The organism is Micromonospora sp. ANENR4 (assembly GCF_015354395.1).
Classification (GTDB): domain Bacteria; phylum Actinomycetota; class Actinomycetes; order Mycobacteriales; family Micromonosporaceae; genus Micromonospora; species Micromonospora aurantiaca.
On sequence record NZ_JADKYQ010000006.1, the window covers coordinates 267411 to 284763 of the forward strand.

The following is a 17353-nucleotide window of genomic DNA, read 5'->3' on the forward strand; positions in this document are numbered from 1 at the left end:
CGTGACCGGACCTCTGGCGGACCCTCCGTACGAGGGGACCATCGGACGCACCTACGGCGAGTCGACGGAGCACTGGAGCGCGCCGCCGTCGGCCGCCGCGGGTACGCCGAACGTGGTGTACGTGCTGCTGGACGACGTCGGGTTCGCCGACTTCGGCTGCTTCGGCGCCGAGATCGACACCCCGACGATCGACCGCCTGGCCGCCTCCGGGCTGCGGTACACCAACTTCCACACCTCGCCGCTGTGCTCGCCGACCCGGGCCAGCGTGCTCACCGGGCGCAACCACCACAGCGTCGGCATGCGCATGCTGTCCAACTTCGACAGCGGCTTCCCGAGCGGGCGGGGGCGGATCACCCACGCCGCGGCCACAGTCGCGGAGATGCTCGCCGACGCCGGGTTCAACACGATGGCGGTCGGCAAGTGGCACGTCGCGCCGCTGGAGCAGACCACGCCGTCCGGCCCGTACGACCAGTGGCCGCTGGGACGCGGCTTCGAGCGGTACTACGGCTTCCTGGAGGCCGAGACCGACAACTTCTATCCGGAGCTGGTGTACGACAACCACCAGGTGGACCCGCCGGCCACGCCGGAGGAGGGCTACCACCTCACCGAGGACCTGACCGACCGGGCCATCGGGTTCGTCCGGGACCAGACCTCGTTCACCCCGGAGAAGCCGTTCTTCCTCTACCTGGCGTACGCCGCGGCGCACGCCCCGCACCAGGCCCCGCCGGAGTACCTGGCGAAGTACCGGGGCCGCTACGACGCCGGCTGGGACGTCGTCCGCGCGGACCGGCACCGGCGGCAGATCGGGCTCGGCATCATCCCGCCGGAAGCGCCGCTGCCACCGCACAACCCCGGCGTCGTGCCGTGGGACGACGTGCCGCCGGAGCAGCGGCGCCTGTTCGCCCGCATGCAGGAGGCGTACGCGGCGATGGTCGACCACACCGACGCCCAGCTCGGGCACCTGGTCGACTTCCTGGAACGGATCGGCCGGTTGGACGACACGATCTTCGTGGTCATGTCGGACAACGGCGCGAGCCCCGAGGGCACGCCGCTCGGCACGCTCAACCCGACGGCCTTCCAGAACTGGGTGCCGGAGAACCTCCAGGACAGCCTGGACCGGATCGACGAGATCGGCGGCCCGCGGGCGCAGAGCAACTATCCGCTGGGCTGGGCGCAGGTCAGCAACACCCCGTTCCGCCGCTACAAGCAGCACACCCACGAGGGCGGAGTCCGAGTGCCGTTCGTGCTGAGCTGGCCGGCCGGTGACGTACCCGGCGGGGAGGTGCGGACGCAGTTCCAGCACAGCATCGACGTCACCGCGACGGTGCTGGACCTCGTCGGGGTGCGGCCGCCCGCCGTGCGCCGGGGCATCCCGCAGATGCCGCTGCACGGCCGCAGCTTCCGCGACGGGCTGCGCGACCCGGCGGCGCCGCCGTCGCGCGACCGCCAGTACTTCGAGATGTTCGGCCACCGCGGCATCTACCACCAGGGCTGGAAGGCTGTCGCGTTCCACGAGCGGGGCACCTCCTGGGACGAGGACCGCTGGGAGCTGTACCGGATCGACGAGGACCCGACCGAGAGCCGCGACCTGGCCGCCGAGCATCCGGAGGTGCTGCGGCGCCTCATCGAGGAGTTCTGGATCGAGGCGGCCCGCTACGACGTGCTGCCGCTCGACGACAGGGGATTCGCGATCCGGGCCCGGGTGCCGCGCCCCGGCTCGGTGCGGGACCGGCTGGACTTCACCTACCTCGCCGGCGTACCGACGATCTCCGGCGCGGCGGTGCCGCCGACGATGAACCGCTCGCACGTCATCACGGCGCGGGTGCATCGCACCGACGCCGCCCAGGGCGGCGTGATCGTGGTGCTCGGCAACGTCAGCGGCGGGTACGTGCTGCACATCAAGGACAACCACCTGGTGTACGAGTACAACCACCTCGGCACCCGTTACGTGCTGCGGTCCGAGGGCGAGTTGCCGCTGGGTCCGGTGGAGCTGACCTTCGAGCTGACGAAGACGGCCGACTGCCAGGGCACCGGCCGCCTCTACGTGGACGGCGAGGCGGCGGGCGAGGCGCTGTTCCCGCAGTTGCTGCCGTTCTTCCACGGCTTCGCCGGCATGGACGTCGGGCGCAGCATCCACTCGCCGGTGTCGCCGAGCTACCCGGCCCGGCACGAGTTCTCCGGCGAGCTGGAGTACGTGCGGTTCCGCCTCGCCGCGTCCGAGGAGGTGGGTGAGCCCATCGCACCGGCGGGCGGTGTCGCGCCGCGTCCGTCCGTCGGCGTGGGGTTCGAAGTGGTGGACTGACGCGCGCCCGCGTACGGCGACGGCGCGTGGACGGACCTCCTTGTCCGCCACGCGCCGTCCGTCCACCGGGGGCTCAGCGCAGGGCCAGGCCCCACAGCGGGTCTTCCAGGAACCGGCCGACGTGGGCGAGCACCCGGCTGCCCAGTTCCCCGTCCACCAGCCGGTGGTCGAACGACAGCGACAACTGCACCGTCCACCGGGGAACGACCTGCTCGTCGACGACCCACGGCATGCGGCGCAGCGCGCCGAGGCAGAGGATCGCCGCCTCACCGGGGTTGAGGATGGGGGTGCCGGCGTCCACCCCGAACACACCGATGTTGGTGATGGTGATGGTTCCGCCGGCCAGGTCGGCGGGACGGGTGCGGCCCTCCCGCGCGGTGGCCGCCAGCTCGTTCAGGGCGGCCGCGAGATCCCGTACCCCCAGGTTGTGCGCGGCCTTTACGTTCGGTACGAGCAGGCCGCGCGGCGTCGCGGCGGCGACGCCCAGGTTGACGTCGGCGAACCGGACGATCTCCTGGTTCTCCTCGTCCCACCGGGCGTTGACGTCCGGGTACCGGCGGACGGCGTCCAGCACCGCGAGCGACGCCACGAGCAGCGGGCTGACCTTCACGCCCTGGAACGCCGGGTCCTGCTTCAGCCGGTCCACGAACTCGACGGTGCCGGTCATGTCGACGGTGAGGAACTCGGTGACGTGCGGCGCGGTGAACGCGCTGGCGACCATCGCGGCGGCGGTCGCCTTGCGGACCCCGCGCACGGGCAGGCGCACGTCCCGCCGCTGGTCGGCCACGGGTGCCGGGCCGGTGGTGTGGTCGAGCAGGTCCTGGCGGGTGATCCGGCCGCCGGGGCCGGTGCCGCGCACGTCGGCCAGCGCCACGCCGAGGTCCTTGGCGAGCTTGCGCAGCGGCGGCTTGGTGAGCACCGGCGGCCGGGACGTGTGCGCCGGGCGGGTCGGCTCGGCCGGGCGGACGGACGGCCCGCGACGCGGCCGGCGGGTCCGCGCCTGGGCCGACACCCCGTAGCCGACGAGCACCGCGGTGCGTTCCGCCGCCGGTTCCTCGGCGGCCGGTTCGTCGCCGGTCGGCGGTTCGTCGGCGGACGGCGCCGCCGGGCCGTCACCCGGCACCCGGATCGCGATGATCGGCGCGCCGACCTCGACTGTCTGCCCCTCCTCGGCCAGCAGGCGGTCCACCACACCGGCGTACGGGCTGGGCAGCTCGACCACGGCCTTGGCGGTCTCGATGTCCACGATGACGTCGTTGAGGCCGACCGGATCGCCGGGGGCGACCCGCCAGGTGACGATCTCGGCCTCGGTGAGGCCCTCGCCGACATCGGGCAGACGGAACTGCTGAACGGTCACGGGTACCTCTCCCTTCACGCGGCCAGGACGCGGTCGACGGCGTCGAGGATCCGGTCCAGGTCGGGCAGGTACTCCTCCTCGACCTTGGCCGGTGGGTACGGCAGGTTGAAGCCGCCGACCCGCTCGACCGGCGCCTCCAGCGAGTAGAAGCACCGGCTCGTCACCTGCGCGACGACCTCGGCACCGAACCCGGCGAACGTGGGGGCCTCGTGGACCACCACCGCCCGGCCGGTGCGGCGCACCGACTCCTCGATGGTCGCCACGTCCAGCGGGGAGATGGACCGCAGGTCGATCACCTCGATGTCGCGGCCCTCCTGCGCCGCGGCCTCCGCGGCGGCGACGCAGGTGGCGACGGTGCCGCCGTAAGTCAGCAGCGTCACGTCGGTGCCCGGCCGCACGGTCCGGGCGCGGTCCAGCGGCAGCGGCGGCCCGGCGGGGGTCACCTCGCCCTTGACCCAGTAGCGGCGCTTCGGCTCGTAGAAGATGACCGGGTCGTCACCGGCGACGGCCTGGCGGATCATCCAGTGCGCGTCGTCCGGGCTGGCGCAGTAGACGACCCGCAGCCCGGCGGTGTGCGCGAAGTACGCCTCGTTCGACTCGCTGTGGTGCTCCACCGCACCGATTCCGCCACCCACCGGGATCCGGATCACCACCGGCAGGGCGGTACGGCCGCCGGTGCGGGCCCGCATCTTGGCGAGCTGGGAGACGATCTGGTTGAACGCGGGGTAGACGAAGCCGTCGAACTGGATCTCGCAGACCGGGCGGTACCCGCGCAGCGCCAGCCCGATGGCGGTGCCGACGATCCCGGATTCGGCGAGGGTGGTGTCCACCACCCGGGCCTCACCGAAGTCCTTCTGGAGACCGTCGGTGACCCGGAACACGCCGCCGAGCCGGCCGACGTCCTCGCCCATCAGGAGGACCTTGTCGTCGTCCTCCATTGCGCGGCGCAGGCCGGAGTTCAGTGCCTGACAGAGGGTGAGCATGAACGAGTTCTCCGATCGCAGGCGGGCGTCAGTCGAGGAAGGAGGCGCGGTAGGCGACGAACGCCTCGCGCTCCTCCCGCAGGAGCTGGGGCACGTCGGCCAGCACCGTGGCGAAGGCGTCCGCGAGGTCCGGCGCCGTCAGGGCCAGACACTCCCGGCGGGTCCGGTCGGCGAGTTCGTCCGCCTCGGCCTGGATCTCGCCGAGGAACGCCTCGTCGCTCCAGCCCTCGGCACGCATCAGCGCCTCCACCCGGGCCAGCGGATCCCGCGCCCGCCAGGCCGCCAGCTCGTCGTCGGTGCGGTACCGGGTCGGGTCGTCCGACGTGCTGTGCCCGCCCATCCGGTACGTGGTGGCCTCGACGATCGCGGGGCCGGCGCCGGACCGGGCGTGCGCGGTCACCGCCGACGTCACCGCGTACACCGCCAGCACGTCGTTGCCGTCGACCCACTCGCTGCGCAGGCCGAACCCGGCGCCGCGCCGGTGGATCGGGGTACGCGTCTGCGACGCCGTCGGGGTGGAGATGGCCCACTGGTTGTTCTGGCAGAAGAACACCATCGGGGCGGCGTTGACGGCGGCGATGTTCATCGCCTCGCTCGCGTCGCCCTCGCTGGCGGCGCCGTCACCGAAGTACGTCACGACGACCGTGTCGCTGCCGTCGCGCTGCACCCCGAGGGCGTAGCCGGTGGCGTGCAGCAGCTGGGCGGCCAGGACCAGCGTGTAGATGTGGAACGAGTACGGCTCCGGATCCCAGCCGCTGTGCGCGACGCCGCGCCACTGGCGCAGCAGGTCGGCCGGGCCGATGCCGCGCCACAGGGCCGCGGCGTGCTCCCGGTAGCTCGGGAAGACGTAGTCGTCGGCGCGTACCGCCGCGACCGAACCGACCTGGGCGGCCTCCTGGCCGCGGCACTGCAGCCACAGGCCCAGCTCGCCCTGTCGCTGCAACGCGAACGCCTCGTCGTCGAGGCGGCGGGCGAGCCGCATCCCCCGGTACAGGTCGCGGGTGAGGCGGCCGAGGGCGTCACGGTCGGCGTCGACCTCGGGGTGCAGGCGCCCGTCCGAGGTGACGAGCTGGGTCCAGCCCTCGGACGTACGCGGAAGGCCGGTGGTGCCGGCGAAGGGGTTGGTTACCGGTGGGTCGGCGAGATCTACGGTAGTCATTCGTCACCTTCTGGGTGCGTCGGTCTCCGCGTCACCGGGGTCGCCGGCCGTCTCGCGGATCTCGGATACGGGACCGCCCGCCGGGGTGGACCCGGCGGGCGGTGGTGGGCAGTGCCTCAGACCGTGTGGCGGTCGGCGAGTGTCAGCGCCTCGTCGAGGATCGCCAGGCCCGCCTTGGCCTCCGTCTCCGACACGGTGCACGGCGGCACCACGTGGATCCGGTTGAAGTTCGCGAACGCGACGAGGCCGCCCCGCTTGCACGCGGCCAGCACCTCGTTCATCTCCGGCGACGACGCCCCGTACGGCGCCAGCGGCTCCTTCGTCTCGCGGTCGCGTACCAGTTCCAGCGCCCAGAACACGCCGAGCCCGCGGACGTCACCGACGCTCGGGTGCCGGTCGGCCAGTTCGCGCAGCCCCGGGCCCAGCACGTCGGCGCCGATCGTGGCGGCGTTCTCGACGATCCGCTCGTCGCGCATCACGTTGATGGTCGCGACGGCGGCGGCGGTGGCCAGCGGGTGACCGGAGTAGGTCAGGCCGCCGGGGTAGGCGCGGGTGGCGAACGTGTCGGCCACGTGGTCGGCGATCACCACACCGCCGAGCGGGACGTAACCGGAGTTCACGCCCTTGGCGAAGGTGATCAGGTCGGGCGTCACGCCGTAGTGGTCCAGCGCGAACCAGGCGCCGGTACGCCCGAAGCCCGCCATCACCTCGTCGGCGATGTAGAGGATGCCGTGCCTGTCGCACAGCTCCCGTACGCCCGCGAGGAAGCCCGGCGGCGGCGGCATGATGCCGGCGGTGCCCGGCACCGTCTCCAGCACGATCGCGGCGATGGTGGACGGGCCCTCCATCTCCACGACGCGTTCGAGGTGGCGCAGCGCGAGCGCGCACTCCTCCTCCTCGGTCGTGGCGCCGAACTCCGACCGGTACAGGAACGGGCCGAAGAAGTGCACCACCCCGGCGGTGCCGTTGTCGCTGGGCCAGCGGCGCGGATCGCCGGTGAGGTTCACCGCCGTCTGGGTGCCGCCGTGGTAGCTGCGGTACTGCGACAGCACCTTCGGCCGGCCGGTGTGCAGCCGGGCCATCCGGACGGCGTGCTCGATCGCGTCCGCGCCGCCGTTGGTGAAGAACACCTTGTCGAGCCCCGCCGGGGTCAGTTCGGTGATCAGCCGGGCCGCCTCGCCGCGAACGTCGTTGGCGTACGAGGGCGCGATCGTGCACAGACGGGCCGCCTGCTCCTGGATCGCCGCGACCACCACCGGGTGCTGGTGGCCGATGTTGGTGTTGACGAGCTGCGACGAGAAGTCCAGGTAGCGGTTCCCGTCGCCGTCCCAGAAGTACGACCCCTCGGCGCGCTCGACCACCATCGGGTCGAGCAGCGACTGGGCGGACCAGGAGTGGAAGACGTGCGCGCGGTCGAGCTCGTAGGTGCGTGCGCTGCTGCTCATCGGCGTTCTCTCTCCGCTGCTCAGACGTTCTCGGGGAAGCCGAGGTTGATGCCGCCGTGGCTGGGGTCGAGCCACCGGGACGTGACGACCTTGCCGCGGGTGAAGAAGTGCACGCCCTCGGCGCCGTGGGCGTGCGAGTCGCCGAAGAGGCTGTCCTTCCAGCCGCCGAAGGAGTAGTAGGCCATCGGCACCGGGATCGGCACGTTGACGCCGACCATGCCGACCTCGACCTCGTTCTGGAAGCGGCGGGCCGCGCCGCCGTCGTTCGTGAAGATCGCCGTGCCGTTGCCGTACCGGTTGGCGTTCACCAGCGCGAGCGCCTCGTCGTAGCTGCCGACGCGCACCACCGACAGCACCGGCCCGAAGATCTCGTCGGTGTAGACGCTCATCTCCGGCGACACCCGGTCCAGCAGGCTCGGCCCGAGCCAGAACCCGGACTCGTCGCCGTCGACCTGCACCTCGCGGCCGTCCACCACCAGCTCGGCACCGGCCTCGGCACCGGCGTCGAGGTACGACGCGACGCGGTCGCGGTGCTCCTTGGTGACCAGCGGACCCATGTCGCAGGAGCGCCGCCCGTCACCGACCTTCAGCGTGGCGATCCGCTCCCGGATCCGGGCCACCAGGTCGTCGGCGACGGGCTCGACGACCACCAGGGCGGAGATCGCCATGCACCGCTCGCCGGCCGAACCGAAGCCGGCGTTGACCGCCGCGTCGGCGGCCAGGTCGAGGTCGGCGTCCGGCAGCACCACCATGTGGTTCTTGGCGCCGCCGAGGGCCTGGACGCGCTTGCCGTTGCGGGTGCCGGTCTCGTACACGTACCGGGCGATCGGCGTGGAGCCGACGAACGACACCGCCTTGACCTCGGGGTGCTCCAGCAGCCGGTCCACCGCGACCTTGTCGCCGTGCACGACGTTGAACACGCCGGCGGGCAGCCCTGCCTGCTCCCAGAGCCGGGCCACGAGCAGCGACGCGGACGGGTCCTTCTCGCTGGGCTTGAGCACGACGGTGTTGCCGGCCGCGATGGCGATGGGCACGAACCACATCGGGACCATCACCGGGAAGTTGAAGGGGGAGATGACGGCGCAGACGCCGACCGGCTGCCGGATCGAGTAGACGTCCACGTTCGTGGACACGCCCTCGGAGTAGCCGCCCTTGAGCAGGTGCGGGATGCCGCAGGCGAACTCGACGACCTCCAGGCCGCGGGTGACCTCGCCGAGGGCGTCCGAGACGACCTTGCCGTGCTCGGCCGTGATCAGCTCGGCCAGCTCCTGCTTGTGCTGGTTGACCAGTTCCCGGAACGCGAACAGCACCTGGGTGCGCTTGGTCAGCGACGAGGTCCGCCAGGAGGCGAATGCGGCGGCGGCGGACGCGACGGCCTGGTCCACCTCGTCGACCGAGGCCAGCGGCACCTCGGTCCGGACCGCGCCCAGCGCCGGATCGTAGACTGGGGCCGTACGCTCGGTGACTCCGGCGAACGGCTTGCCGTCGATCCAGTGGGTCACCCGCTCCAGCGGGACGGGAGCGGGCGCGGTGCCGGGTGCTGTCTGGGTCATGCCCGGGATCATCTGCGCTTCCCCAGGTCCGGGCAATGGGCACTGTGTCGTTCCCGTCCGCGGGAAGCGCACATACTGTGCGCCGGAGGGAAGGGGGGAGGCGCTCCGATGCCGATGACCGTCCGTGACGTGCTGGAACTGCCGGCTCTGCAGCAGGCCGGGCCGCGCGTCCTGGCGGGCCGGGACCGGCTGGACGCGCCGGTGCGCTGGGTGCACGTCGCCGAGATCCCCGAGATCGCCGACCTGCTCCGCGGTGGCGAGCTGGTCCTGACCACGGGCATCGGCCTGCCCCCCGACGACGACGGGCTGCGCCGGTGGATCGACGGCCTCGCGGCCGTCGGCGTGGCGGGCGTGGTGGTCGAGCTGGGCCGCCGGTTCGGCGGCACGCTGCCGGCCGGGCTGGTCGAGCACGCCCGCAGCCGGAACCTGCCCCTGATCGCCCTGCGGCGCGAGATGCGGTTCGTGGCCGTGACCGAGGTCGTCCACTCGGTGATCGTCGAGGAACAGACGGCGGATCTGCTCGCGAAGGACGAGATCCACCGCATCTTCACCGAGCTGTCGGTGGAGGGCGCCGAGCCCCGCCAGGTGCTCCGCGAGGTCACCCGCCTGTCCCGGCGGCCCGCGGTGCTGGAGAACCTCGCCCACCAGGTGCTGGCGTACGAGACCGGCCCGCTCACCGCCGAGGAACTGCTCGACCGCTGGGAGACCCGCTCGCGTGCGGTCGAGGTGCCGTCCGGCACCGGCTACGAGCCGCGCTCGGGTTGGCTGGTGACGAGCGTCGAGGCGCGCGGCAACCGGTGGGGGCGGCTCGTGCTGCTCTGCGACCAGGAGCCACCGCCCCGGACCCGGGTGCTGCTGGAACGCGCCGCGTCCACCATCGCGCTGAACCAGCTCGTCGCCCGGGACTCGTCGTCGGTCGAGCGGCAGGCGCGCAGCAGCCTGCTGCTGAGCATCGTCACCCACTCCGCGCCAACCCGGGACGTGGCGCTGCGGGCGCGCGGGCTCGGTGTCGTCCTGGACCAGCGCCGGCTGTTCGGCGTCGTGGTCCGGCGGCGCCGGCCGGCCCCGGGCACCGGCGGCGAGGCGAACGCGCGCCGGCGGGAACTGCTCGACGCGGTGGAGACGGCGGTACGCGAGTGCGGGCTCGCCGCGCTCGCCGGCGACGTGGACGAGGCGGCCGGCGGCACCGGAGTCACCCTCCTCGTCGCGCTCGACGAGACCGGCTCCGACGAGGCGGCGCTGGGCGGCCTGTCCGCCGCGCTCACCCGGGCGGGCCACCGGGCCGGCTCGGACGTGGTGGTCGCCGCCGGGTCGGTGGTCCGGACGCTCGACCTGGCCCGGCGCTCACTCGCCGAGGCGGCGCAGGTGGCCGACGCGACAGTGCACACCGCCGAACCGCGCCCGTTCTACCGGCTGCACGACGTCCGCCTCCGGGGCCTGCTGTACCTGCTGCGCGACGACGTGCGCCTGCAGACGTTCGTGGAGCGCGAGCTGGGCCCGCTGCTCTCGTACGACCAGCGCCACGGCACGAACCACGTCGCGCTGCTGGAGGCGTACCTGGTGGAGGGGCGCAACAAGCGGCGCGCGGCGGACGCGATGTCGCTGTCGCGGTCGGCGCTCTACCAGCGGCTGGAGCTGATCGAGCGGGTGCTCGGCGTCGACCTGGACTCGAGCGAACGGCGCCTGTCGCTGCACGTGGCGCTCACCGCCCGGGACGTCATGCGCGCCGGTGGCCCGGAGCCCACCGGCTGACGGTCATCTGTGGGTGCCGCGGCCCGACCGCAGGCGCCGGACGCCGTCGCGGGCCGGCGCGCTGTGCACGCTGACGCTGACCACAGGTACGGCGTTCGCGACGCTCTTGCGGACCGTCTCCATCGGCGCCGTGGCGGGGGAGCACTCCACGATCATCACCGCGGACCGGTCGGGGCACTGCACGTACTGGACGTGTGAGACGGCGACCCGGCGGGAGTGCAGCACGGACAGCACCTTGAGCAGGCCGGTGGTGGAGTGGCCGACGCCGAGGTGGATCACCATCGTGCTCGGCGTGCCGTGCTCGGCGGCGGGCTCGTCGTACGGGCGGCCGGGGGCGGGCCGGGGATTGTCGACGGTTGCGGGGGTGGATGCGGACACGCTCACGGGGGCCTCACTAGGACGAGCCGACAGGATCGCTTGGCCGGCGACGCACGCGGAGGCGTACGCCGCCTAGGTAATCAGCCGGGTCGCGATTCGATTGCCCACGGCCGGAGTCTGGCACGGGAACCCGGTCCCCGGGAGGCTGCGCCGGGCAGTCGTCCGCCACGTGAGACAGTGCCCTGACCTGCGGATCGACGGTGATGGGTCGTCCCGGCGGGGCCGTGGCGGGGTTACCGGCCGGTACGCGAGCCCTTAAGGATCGTTCAGGATCTCGCTCTACACTCGGACTCGGGACGACGACTTGAGAAGGAGCTCCGCGCATGGACGCTGACGAGATCGCCGCCGGTCGGGCCCGCTGGCAGGCCCGCTACGACGCCGCCCGCAAGCGCGACGCGGACTTCACCACGCTGTCCGGAATGCCGGTCGAACCGGTGTACGGCCCGCCGGAGGACACCCCGTACCCCGGGTTCGAGCGGATCGGCTGGCCGGGCGAGTTCCCGTACACCAGGGGTCTGTACCCGACCGGCTACCGCGGGCGGACCTGGACCATCAGGCAGTTCGCCGGCTTCGGCAACGCCCGGCAGACCAACGAGCGCTACAAGATGATCCTCGGTGCCGGCGGCGGCGGTCTCTCCGTCGCCTTCGACATGCCGACGCTGATGGGCCGCGACTCGGACGACCCGCAGTCCCTCGGCGAGGTCGGCCACTGTGGCGTCGCTGTGGACTCGGCCGCCGACATGGAGGTGCTGTTCGACGGCATCGACCTGGCCGGCGTGACCACCTCGATGACCATCTCCGGCCCGGCCGTGCCGGTCTTCTGCATGTACCTGGTCGCCGCCGAGCGGCAGGGCGCCGACCTGTCCACGCTGGACGGGACGCTCCAGACGGACATCTTCAAGGAGTACATCGCGCAGAAGGAGTGGCTGTTCGACCCCGAGCCGCACCTGCGCCTCATCGGCGACCTGATGGAGTACTGCGCCCGGGAGATCCCCCGCTACAAGCCGCTGTCCGTCTCCGGCTACCACATCCGCGAGGCCGGCTCGACCGCCGCGCAGGAGCTGGCGTACACGCTGGCCGACGGGTTCGGGTACGTCGAGCTGGGCCTGTCGCGCGGGCTGGACGTGAACACGTTCGCCCCCGGCCTGAGCTTCTTCTTCGACTCCCATGTGGACTTCTTCGAGGAGATCGCCAAGTTCCGCGCCGCCCGCCGGATCTGGGCCCGCTGGCTGCGTGACGTGTACGGCGCCACCAGCGAGAAGGCGCAGTGGCTGCGGTTCCACACGCAGACCGCCGGGGTGTCGCTGACCGCGCAGCAGCCGGTGAACAACGTGGTCCGTACCGCCGTGGAGGCCCTGGCCGCGGTGCTCGGCGGCACCAACTCGCTGCACACGAACGCGCTCGACGAGACGCTCGCCCTGCCCACCGACGAGTCGGCCGAGATCGCCCTGCGTACCCAGCAGGTGCTGATGGAGGAGACCGGGGTGACGAACGTGGCCGACCCGCTCGGCGGTTCCTGGTACGTCGAGGCGCTCACCGACCGGATCGAGGCCGAGGCGGAGGAGATCTTCGCCCGGATCAAGCAGCTCGGCGGCGAGGGCCCGCACACCATCGGCCCGATGACCTCGGGCATCCTGCGCGGCATCGAGGACGGCTGGTTCACCGGGCACATCGCCGAGTCGGCGTTCGTCTACCAGCAGGCGCTGGAGAAGGGCGACAAGAAGATCGTCGGCGTCAACTGCCACACCGGCACCGTCGCCAAGGACCTGGAGATCCTGCGCATCTCGCACGAGGTGGAGCTGGAGCAGCGCCGGGTGCTCACCGAGCGCAAGTCGGCCCGCGACGACGCCGCCGTCACCGCCGCCGTGGCGCGGATGGTCGAGGTGGCGCGGACCGGCGAGAACATGATCCCCGCCATGCTCGACGCGGTCCGCGCGGAGGCCACCCTCGGCGAGATCTGCGACGCACTCCGCGCCGAGTGGGGCGTCTACCGCGAACCCGCCCGCTTCTGACCCACCCACCCCCGCCCCCGCGATCTTGCAGTTCGAGCCCTCCGCGTGTGGCAGTTCGTCGCATTTGCCGGGGCGGAAAGTGCAAGATCGCGGGGAGGTGGGGGTGAGGGGGCGGCGCGGGGGTTGAGCAGGGGTGAGAGTGGCGACGTGGGCGTTGCGGGTGGTCGGAGATCCCCGGGGTACGTGCGAGACTAGACAACCATGAGCGACCCACGGATCACCTCGTCGATCTTCACCCGCGGCGCGGTCGACCTCAGCGCGCTGCGCACCCCCGCACCGGCCGACACCTCCTCCGCCACACCGTCCCAGGGCGCTGGGCCGACCGGGCTGCCGGGCAGCCCCGCAGGCTCCGCCGCCGTGATCGACGTGACCGAGGCGAACATCCAGTCCGAGGTGCTCGAACGCTCGCTCACCACACCGGTGGTGGTCTTCTTCGGTGCCGCCGGCTACCCGGAGAGCGACCAGTTCGCCCCGGTGCTGGAGAAGCTGGCCGCCGAGGGCGGCGGAGCGTGGCTGCTGGCCCGGGTCGACGTGCAGCAGCAGCCGCGGCTCGCGCAGATGTTCCAGCTCCAGACGCTGCCCACCACGTACGCCATCGTCGGTGGCCGCCCGATCGACGCCTTCCCCGGCCCGGTGCCGGAGTCGCAGTTGCGACAGTGGCTCCAGGCCGTACTCAAGGCCGGTGGCGTCACAGTCGCCGAACCGGAGGACCCGCGCCTCGACGCCGCCGACGACGCGCTGATGAGCGGTGACCTCGACGCGGCCGAGGCGGCGTACCGGAAGATCCTGGCCGAGTCGCCGGCGGACGCGGCGGCGGAGGCGGGCCTGGCGCAGGTCGGGCTGGCCCGCCGGGTGGCCGGCGCCGACCCGCAGGGCGCGCTGGACGCCGCTGCGGCCGCCCCCGACGACGTGGACGCCCAGTTGCTGGCCGCCGACATCGAGGTGCTCAGCGGCCTCGCCGACGAGGCGTACAAGCGGCTGGTCGGCCTGGTCAGGCGCACCGCCGGGGACGACCGGGACCGGGTACGCCAGCACCTGCTCGGCCTGTTCACCATCGCCGGCCCGGACGACCCCGCCGTGGCCTCCGCCCGACGCGCCCTGGCCAGCGCGCTGTTCTGAGTCAACCCGCGCGGGCCGGCGCACCGCCGGCCCGCCCGACCGCCGAGGACGGGAGCCCATGATGCGCCGGATCGCCGTCCTCGACGCGCCGACGAACCTCGGACTGCGCCCGCCCACCGCGAGCTCCGTCCCCGGGTGCGGCAAGGCGCCGGGTGCGCTGCGCGACCACGGCCTGCTCGCGCGGCTGCGGGCCCGCGACGCCGGCTGCCTCACCCCGCCCCGGTACGACCCGGGCGACTGGCGACCCGGTGACGGCGTCTGCCACGCGCCGGAGATCTCCGCGTACTCGGTGGCGCTCGCCGACCGGATCGGCGCGATCATCGACCGGGGCGAGTTCCCGCTGGTGCTCGGCGGTGACTGCTCGGTGCTGCTCGGCTCGGCGCTGGCCATGCACCGTCTCGGCGAGGCGGTCGGCGGGCGGATCGGGCTGGTCTTCGTCGACGGCCACTCCGACTTCCGGCACCCCGGCAACGCCTCGTACGTCGGCGCCGCCGCCGGGGAGGATCTCGCCCTGGTCACCGGCCGGGGGCAGCCCGACCTGGCCGCGATCGAGGGCCGCCGGCCGTACTTCCGGGACATCGACGTGGTGGTACTCGGCATCCGGGCACAGGACGAGTACCGGCTCGACCTCCAGGCCGCCGGCATCACCACCCGGCCGGTGCCGGCGCTGCGCGCCGAGGGCGCCGCCCGGACCGCCCAGTGGGCGCACGAGCAGCTCGTCGACTGCGCCGGCTACTGGGTGCACATCGACGTGGACGTGCTCGACCCGGCGGTGATGCCCGCAGTGGACGCACCCGACCCGGGCGGCATCGCCTTCGCCGAGCTGGAGATCCTGCTCGCCGGGCTGGTCGACACCCCGCACTGCCTCGGCGTCGAGCTGACCGTCTTCGACCCCGACTACGACCCGGACGGGGCGTACGCCGCCGAGATCGTGAACACGGTGGTGGCCGGGCTCGCCCCGGTCGTCGCGCCGGGTGCCGTGCCGCCCCGGCTGCTGCCGGCCGGACCTGTCGCACCGCAGCCCCGCGCCGCCGACAGCCGGTCGAAGCCCGAGCCGCTGCCCGCCCCGGCGGCCGTACCGGCGCCGGCGGTCGCGGTGGAGCCGATCGGCCCCGACCCGACCGCCGACGACGACCTCGGTGACGACCCGCTCGGGCCCGGTCTGCTGCGCCGCGCCTCCGCCGGAGACGAGCCGGACCCGGCCCGCTCCGGCATCGACATCGCCTGACCGGTACGCCTCAGCGCGCCGCCCCGCCGCGCAGGACCGGGCTCAGCTCACGGCCGGGCGGCGCGGGACCCGCTCAGCTCGCGGCGAGGCCGCGCAGGAACTTCTCGGCGATCGGCGCGGCGACCTTCGAGCCCGCCCCGCCCTGCTCGACGAAGACGGCGAAGGCCACGTCGCCCTGCCAGCCGACGAACCAGGCGTGCGTGTGCGCCGGGTTGTTGTCGTACTCCGCGGTGCCGGTCTTGCCGTGCACCGGCTCGCCCGGCACGTCCGCGAGCGCGCTGCCGCTGCCCGCTGTGACCACCCCGCGCATCATCGACTTCAGCGCCGCCACCGACTCCGGCTTGAGCGCCCCGCCGGCCGGCGCGGGCTTGGCCGGCGCCGGGTCGAGCAGCAGCTTGGGCTGCTCGAACTTGCCCCGGGCCACCGCCGCCGTGGCGCTGGCCATCGCCAGCGGGCTCACCAGCGTGGTGCCCTGACCGATCGCGGCGGCGGCCTGCTCGGTGGCCGGGCCGTTGGCGGAGATCTTGCCGGTGAACGCGTCGGTGCCCAGATCCCACGCGGCCTCCAGGCCGAGCGACCGGCCCGCCTGCGCGAGCCCGTCCGGGCCGAGCTTCGGCGCCAGCGCCACGAACGCGGTGTTGCAGGACTCGGCGAAGTCGGTGGCGAACGGCACCGCGCCCAGCTCGAAGTTGTCCGAGTTCTTGAAGACCCGGCCCTCGACGGTCGCCGTCTTCGGGCAGTTCACAGTCGTCTGTGGGGTCACCGCACCGCGGTCGAGCAGGCCGAGCGCGCTGACCATCTTGAACGTCGAGCCGGGCGGAACCTGGGCGGTGAAGGCGAGGTTCTCGCCCGCCGCACCCGGGCCGTTCGCGGCGGCCAGCACCGCGCCGTCGCTGATCCGCACGGCGACCAGGGCGGACCGGCGAGTCTGCCCGCGCAACGCGGCGTCGGCGGCGTTCTGGGTGGCCGCGTCGATCGTCGTCTTCACCGGCTGACCGGGCTTCGGGTCGGCGCGGTACAGCTCCGTGCCGGTCGGCTCGACCTTGCCGTCCGGGGTGGTCCGCTCGGTGATCACGGTGACGCCGGGGACGCCGCGCAGCCGCTCGTCGTACCGGCCCTGAAGGCCGCCGTGGCCGACCAGGTCGCCGCGCGCGTACCGCTCCGGGTGGGCCTGGAGGTCATCGGCGGTGGCCTGGTCGACCGAGCCGAGCAGCGCCCGGGCGAACTCGCGGGTCGGCGCCAGCATGAGCTGCTCCGAGACGAACCGGGTGCCGGGCAGGTCGTAGATGCGCGGCTTGATCTGCCGGTACGCCTCGTCGCGCAGCGTCACCACCTCGACGAGCCCGTCCGCCTTCGCCTCCTTGAGCCGCTTGGGCAGGTCGCCCAGGTCGACCGGCGGGGTGAGCGCGGGCCGGATCGCCTTGAACGCGGCGTCCAGCTTCTTGACCGTGCCGGGCACGTCGGTGACCTCGCCGGGGACGAGCTGCACCCGGACCACCGGGCGCGGTGCGACGATCGGCTGACCGGCCGCGTCCAGCACACCGGCGCGCTGCGCCGGCTCCCGCCGCAGCGCGATCCGGTCGCCGCTCTCCAGCTTCTCGTGCACCACCGACGGCTCCCAGATCACCTGCCACTGGTCGTCGCCGCCGCGCTTGAGGCGTACCGGATTCTCGTAGGCCCAGGTGCCGCCGCCGGGCAGCGCCCAGCTCACCTTGACCCGGGCGGTGGCGACGTCGCCCTTGGTGGTGATCTCGCCGGTGCGCGCCAGCTCCGGCGGGTTCGCCGCGAGCGCGCCGGCGAGCGCCTGGATCTGCTTGGTCACGTCGCCGGCGGGCACCCGCCCGCCGGCCGGCTGGACGAAGCCGACCGCCTGCAGGTCGCCGGAGCGCCAGCCGCCGAGGAACGCCTCGACGGCCGTCTCCGGGCCGTCGTCCCCGGAGCATCCGGTCAGCGCACCGGCCGTGACCAGGACTGCGGCCAGTGCCGCGAGGGCGCGGTGACGGGTGTGGCGGTGGGGGCGGACGGGGTACGACACGGGCATGAAGCGGTCCCTCCGGTGCTCAAC

At 73.2% G+C, this 17353-nt stretch carries 12 protein-coding genes and 1 pseudogene; 6 read left to right on the forward strand and 7 right to left on the reverse strand.

Going from position 1 to position 17353, the window contains the following annotated elements; genetic code table 11:
* Window position 1 precedes the first annotated feature (1 nt).
* A complete protein-coding gene (locus tag IRY44_RS12935) occupies window positions 2-2302 on the forward strand; it encodes an arylsulfatase (RefSeq protein ID WP_194800631.1) in 2301 nt (766 codons plus the stop codon).
* Between the two features lie 73 nt (window positions 2303-2375).
* Here the strand turns inward: IRY44_RS12935 and IRY44_RS12940 are convergent, their stop codons facing one another.
* From IRY44_RS12940 to IRY44_RS12960, 5 genes are all read right to left on the reverse strand, one after another.
* Window positions 2376-3659, reverse strand: coding sequence for a dihydrolipoamide acetyltransferase family protein (locus tag IRY44_RS12940; RefSeq protein ID WP_194800632.1), 1284 nt, complete (start codon window positions 3657-3659; stop codon window positions 2376-2378).
* A 14-nt stretch (window positions 3660-3673) separates the two neighbouring features.
* Window positions 3674-4642: an alpha-ketoacid dehydrogenase subunit beta gene (locus IRY44_RS12945; protein WP_228531967.1), complete on the reverse strand. Its 969-nt coding sequence runs from the start codon at window positions 4640-4642 to the stop codon at window positions 3674-3676.
* A 28-nt stretch (window positions 4643-4670) separates the two neighbouring features.
* The gene (locus tag IRY44_RS12950) at window positions 4671-5801 is read right to left on the reverse strand and encodes a thiamine pyrophosphate-dependent dehydrogenase E1 component subunit alpha (RefSeq protein WP_194800633.1); all 1131 of its coding nucleotides are present in this window, start codon (window positions 5799-5801) and stop codon (window positions 4671-4673) included.
* Between the two features lie 116 nt (window positions 5802-5917).
* Window positions 5918-7246, reverse strand: coding sequence for an aspartate aminotransferase family protein (locus IRY44_RS12955; RefSeq protein ID WP_194800634.1), 1329 nt, complete (start codon window positions 7244-7246; stop codon window positions 5918-5920).
* Between the two features lie 20 nt (window positions 7247-7266).
* Entirely contained in the window at window positions 7267-8799 is a 1533-nt protein-coding gene (locus tag IRY44_RS12960; protein ID WP_370584923.1) for a CoA-acylating methylmalonate-semialdehyde dehydrogenase, read from the reverse strand.
* A gap of 108 nt (window positions 8800-8907) precedes the next feature.
* On the opposite strand from IRY44_RS12960, the gene IRY44_RS12965 reads away from it, so the two are divergent.
* Window positions 8908-10551 carry a PucR family transcriptional regulator ligand-binding domain-containing protein gene (locus tag IRY44_RS12965; RefSeq protein ID WP_194800635.1) on the forward strand — a complete coding sequence of 548 codons (1644 nt, stop codon included), beginning with the start codon at window positions 8908-8910 and terminating at the stop codon, window positions 10549-10551.
* 3 nt (window positions 10552-10554) lie between these two features.
* Here IRY44_RS12965 and IRY44_RS12970 read toward each other — a convergent pair whose 3' ends face one another.
* On the reverse strand, window positions 10555-10935 hold the full coding sequence (locus tag IRY44_RS12970) for a hypothetical protein (protein ID WP_194800636.1): 381 nt from the start codon (window positions 10933-10935) through the stop codon (window positions 10555-10557).
* Window positions 10936-11252: 317 nt separating this feature from the next.
* On the opposite strand from IRY44_RS12970, the gene IRY44_RS12975 reads away from it, so the two are divergent.
* The 4 genes and pseudogenes from IRY44_RS12975 to IRY44_RS31265 all read left to right on the forward strand — a co-directional run bounded on the left by IRY44_RS12975 (window position 11253) and on the right by IRY44_RS31265 (window position 15288).
* On the forward strand, window positions 11253-12941 hold the full coding sequence (locus IRY44_RS12975) for a methylmalonyl-CoA mutase (RefSeq protein WP_194800637.1): 1689 nt from the start codon (window positions 11253-11255) through the stop codon (window positions 12939-12941).
* A 201-nt stretch (window positions 12942-13142) separates the two neighbouring features.
* On the forward strand, window positions 13143-14060 hold the full coding sequence (locus IRY44_RS12980; protein WP_194800638.1) for a tetratricopeptide repeat protein: 918 nt from the start codon (window positions 13143-13145) through the stop codon (window positions 14058-14060).
* A gap of 58 nt (window positions 14061-14118) precedes the next feature.
* Window positions 14119-15146 (forward strand): annotated as a pseudogene (locus IRY44_RS12985) (arginase family protein); the annotation flags it as partial.
* Between the two features lie 10 nt (window positions 15147-15156).
* Window positions 15157-15288, forward strand: a complete 132-nt coding sequence (locus tag IRY44_RS31265) for a hypothetical protein (RefSeq protein ID WP_370584924.1) — start codon at window positions 15157-15159, stop codon at window positions 15286-15288.
* A gap of 73 nt (window positions 15289-15361) precedes the next feature.
* On the opposite strand, the gene IRY44_RS12990 is transcribed toward IRY44_RS31265, so the two are convergent.
* Entirely contained in the window at window positions 15362-17329 is a 1968-nt protein-coding gene (locus IRY44_RS12990; protein ID WP_194800640.1) for a penicillin-binding transpeptidase domain-containing protein, read from the reverse strand.
* Between the last annotated feature and the right edge of the window lie 24 nt (window positions 17330-17353).

What these genes read in the sequence shown, in the direction of transcription:
- IRY44_RS12945 (WP_228531967.1), bottom strand. Translation starts at nt 4,642, where the DNA reads ATGCTCACCCTCTGTCAGGCACTGAACTCCGGCCTGCGCCGCGCAATG.
- IRY44_RS12950 (WP_194800633.1), bottom strand. Translation starts at nt 5,801, where the DNA reads ATGACTACCGTAGATCTCGCCGACCCACCGGTAACCAACCCCTTCGCC.
- IRY44_RS12955 (WP_194800634.1), bottom strand. Translation starts at nt 7,246, where the DNA reads ATGAGCAGCAGCGCACGCACCTACGAGCTCGACCGCGCGCACGTCTTC.
- IRY44_RS12960 (WP_370584923.1), bottom strand. Translation starts at nt 8,799, where the DNA reads ATGACCCAGACAGCACCCGGCACCGCGCCCGCTCCCGTCCCGCTGGAG.
- IRY44_RS12965 (WP_194800635.1), top strand. Translation starts at nt 8,908, where the DNA reads ATGCCGATGACCGTCCGTGACGTGCTGGAACTGCCGGCTCTGCAGCAG.
- IRY44_RS12975 (WP_194800637.1), top strand. Translation starts at nt 11,253, where the DNA reads ATGGACGCTGACGAGATCGCCGCCGGTCGGGCCCGCTGGCAGGCCCGC.
- IRY44_RS12980 (WP_194800638.1), top strand. Translation starts at nt 13,143, where the DNA reads ATGAGCGACCCACGGATCACCTCGTCGATCTTCACCCGCGGCGCGGTC.
- IRY44_RS12990 (WP_194800640.1), bottom strand. Translation starts at nt 17,329, where the DNA reads ATGCCCGTGTCGTACCCCGTCCGCCCCCACCGCCACACCCGTCACCGC.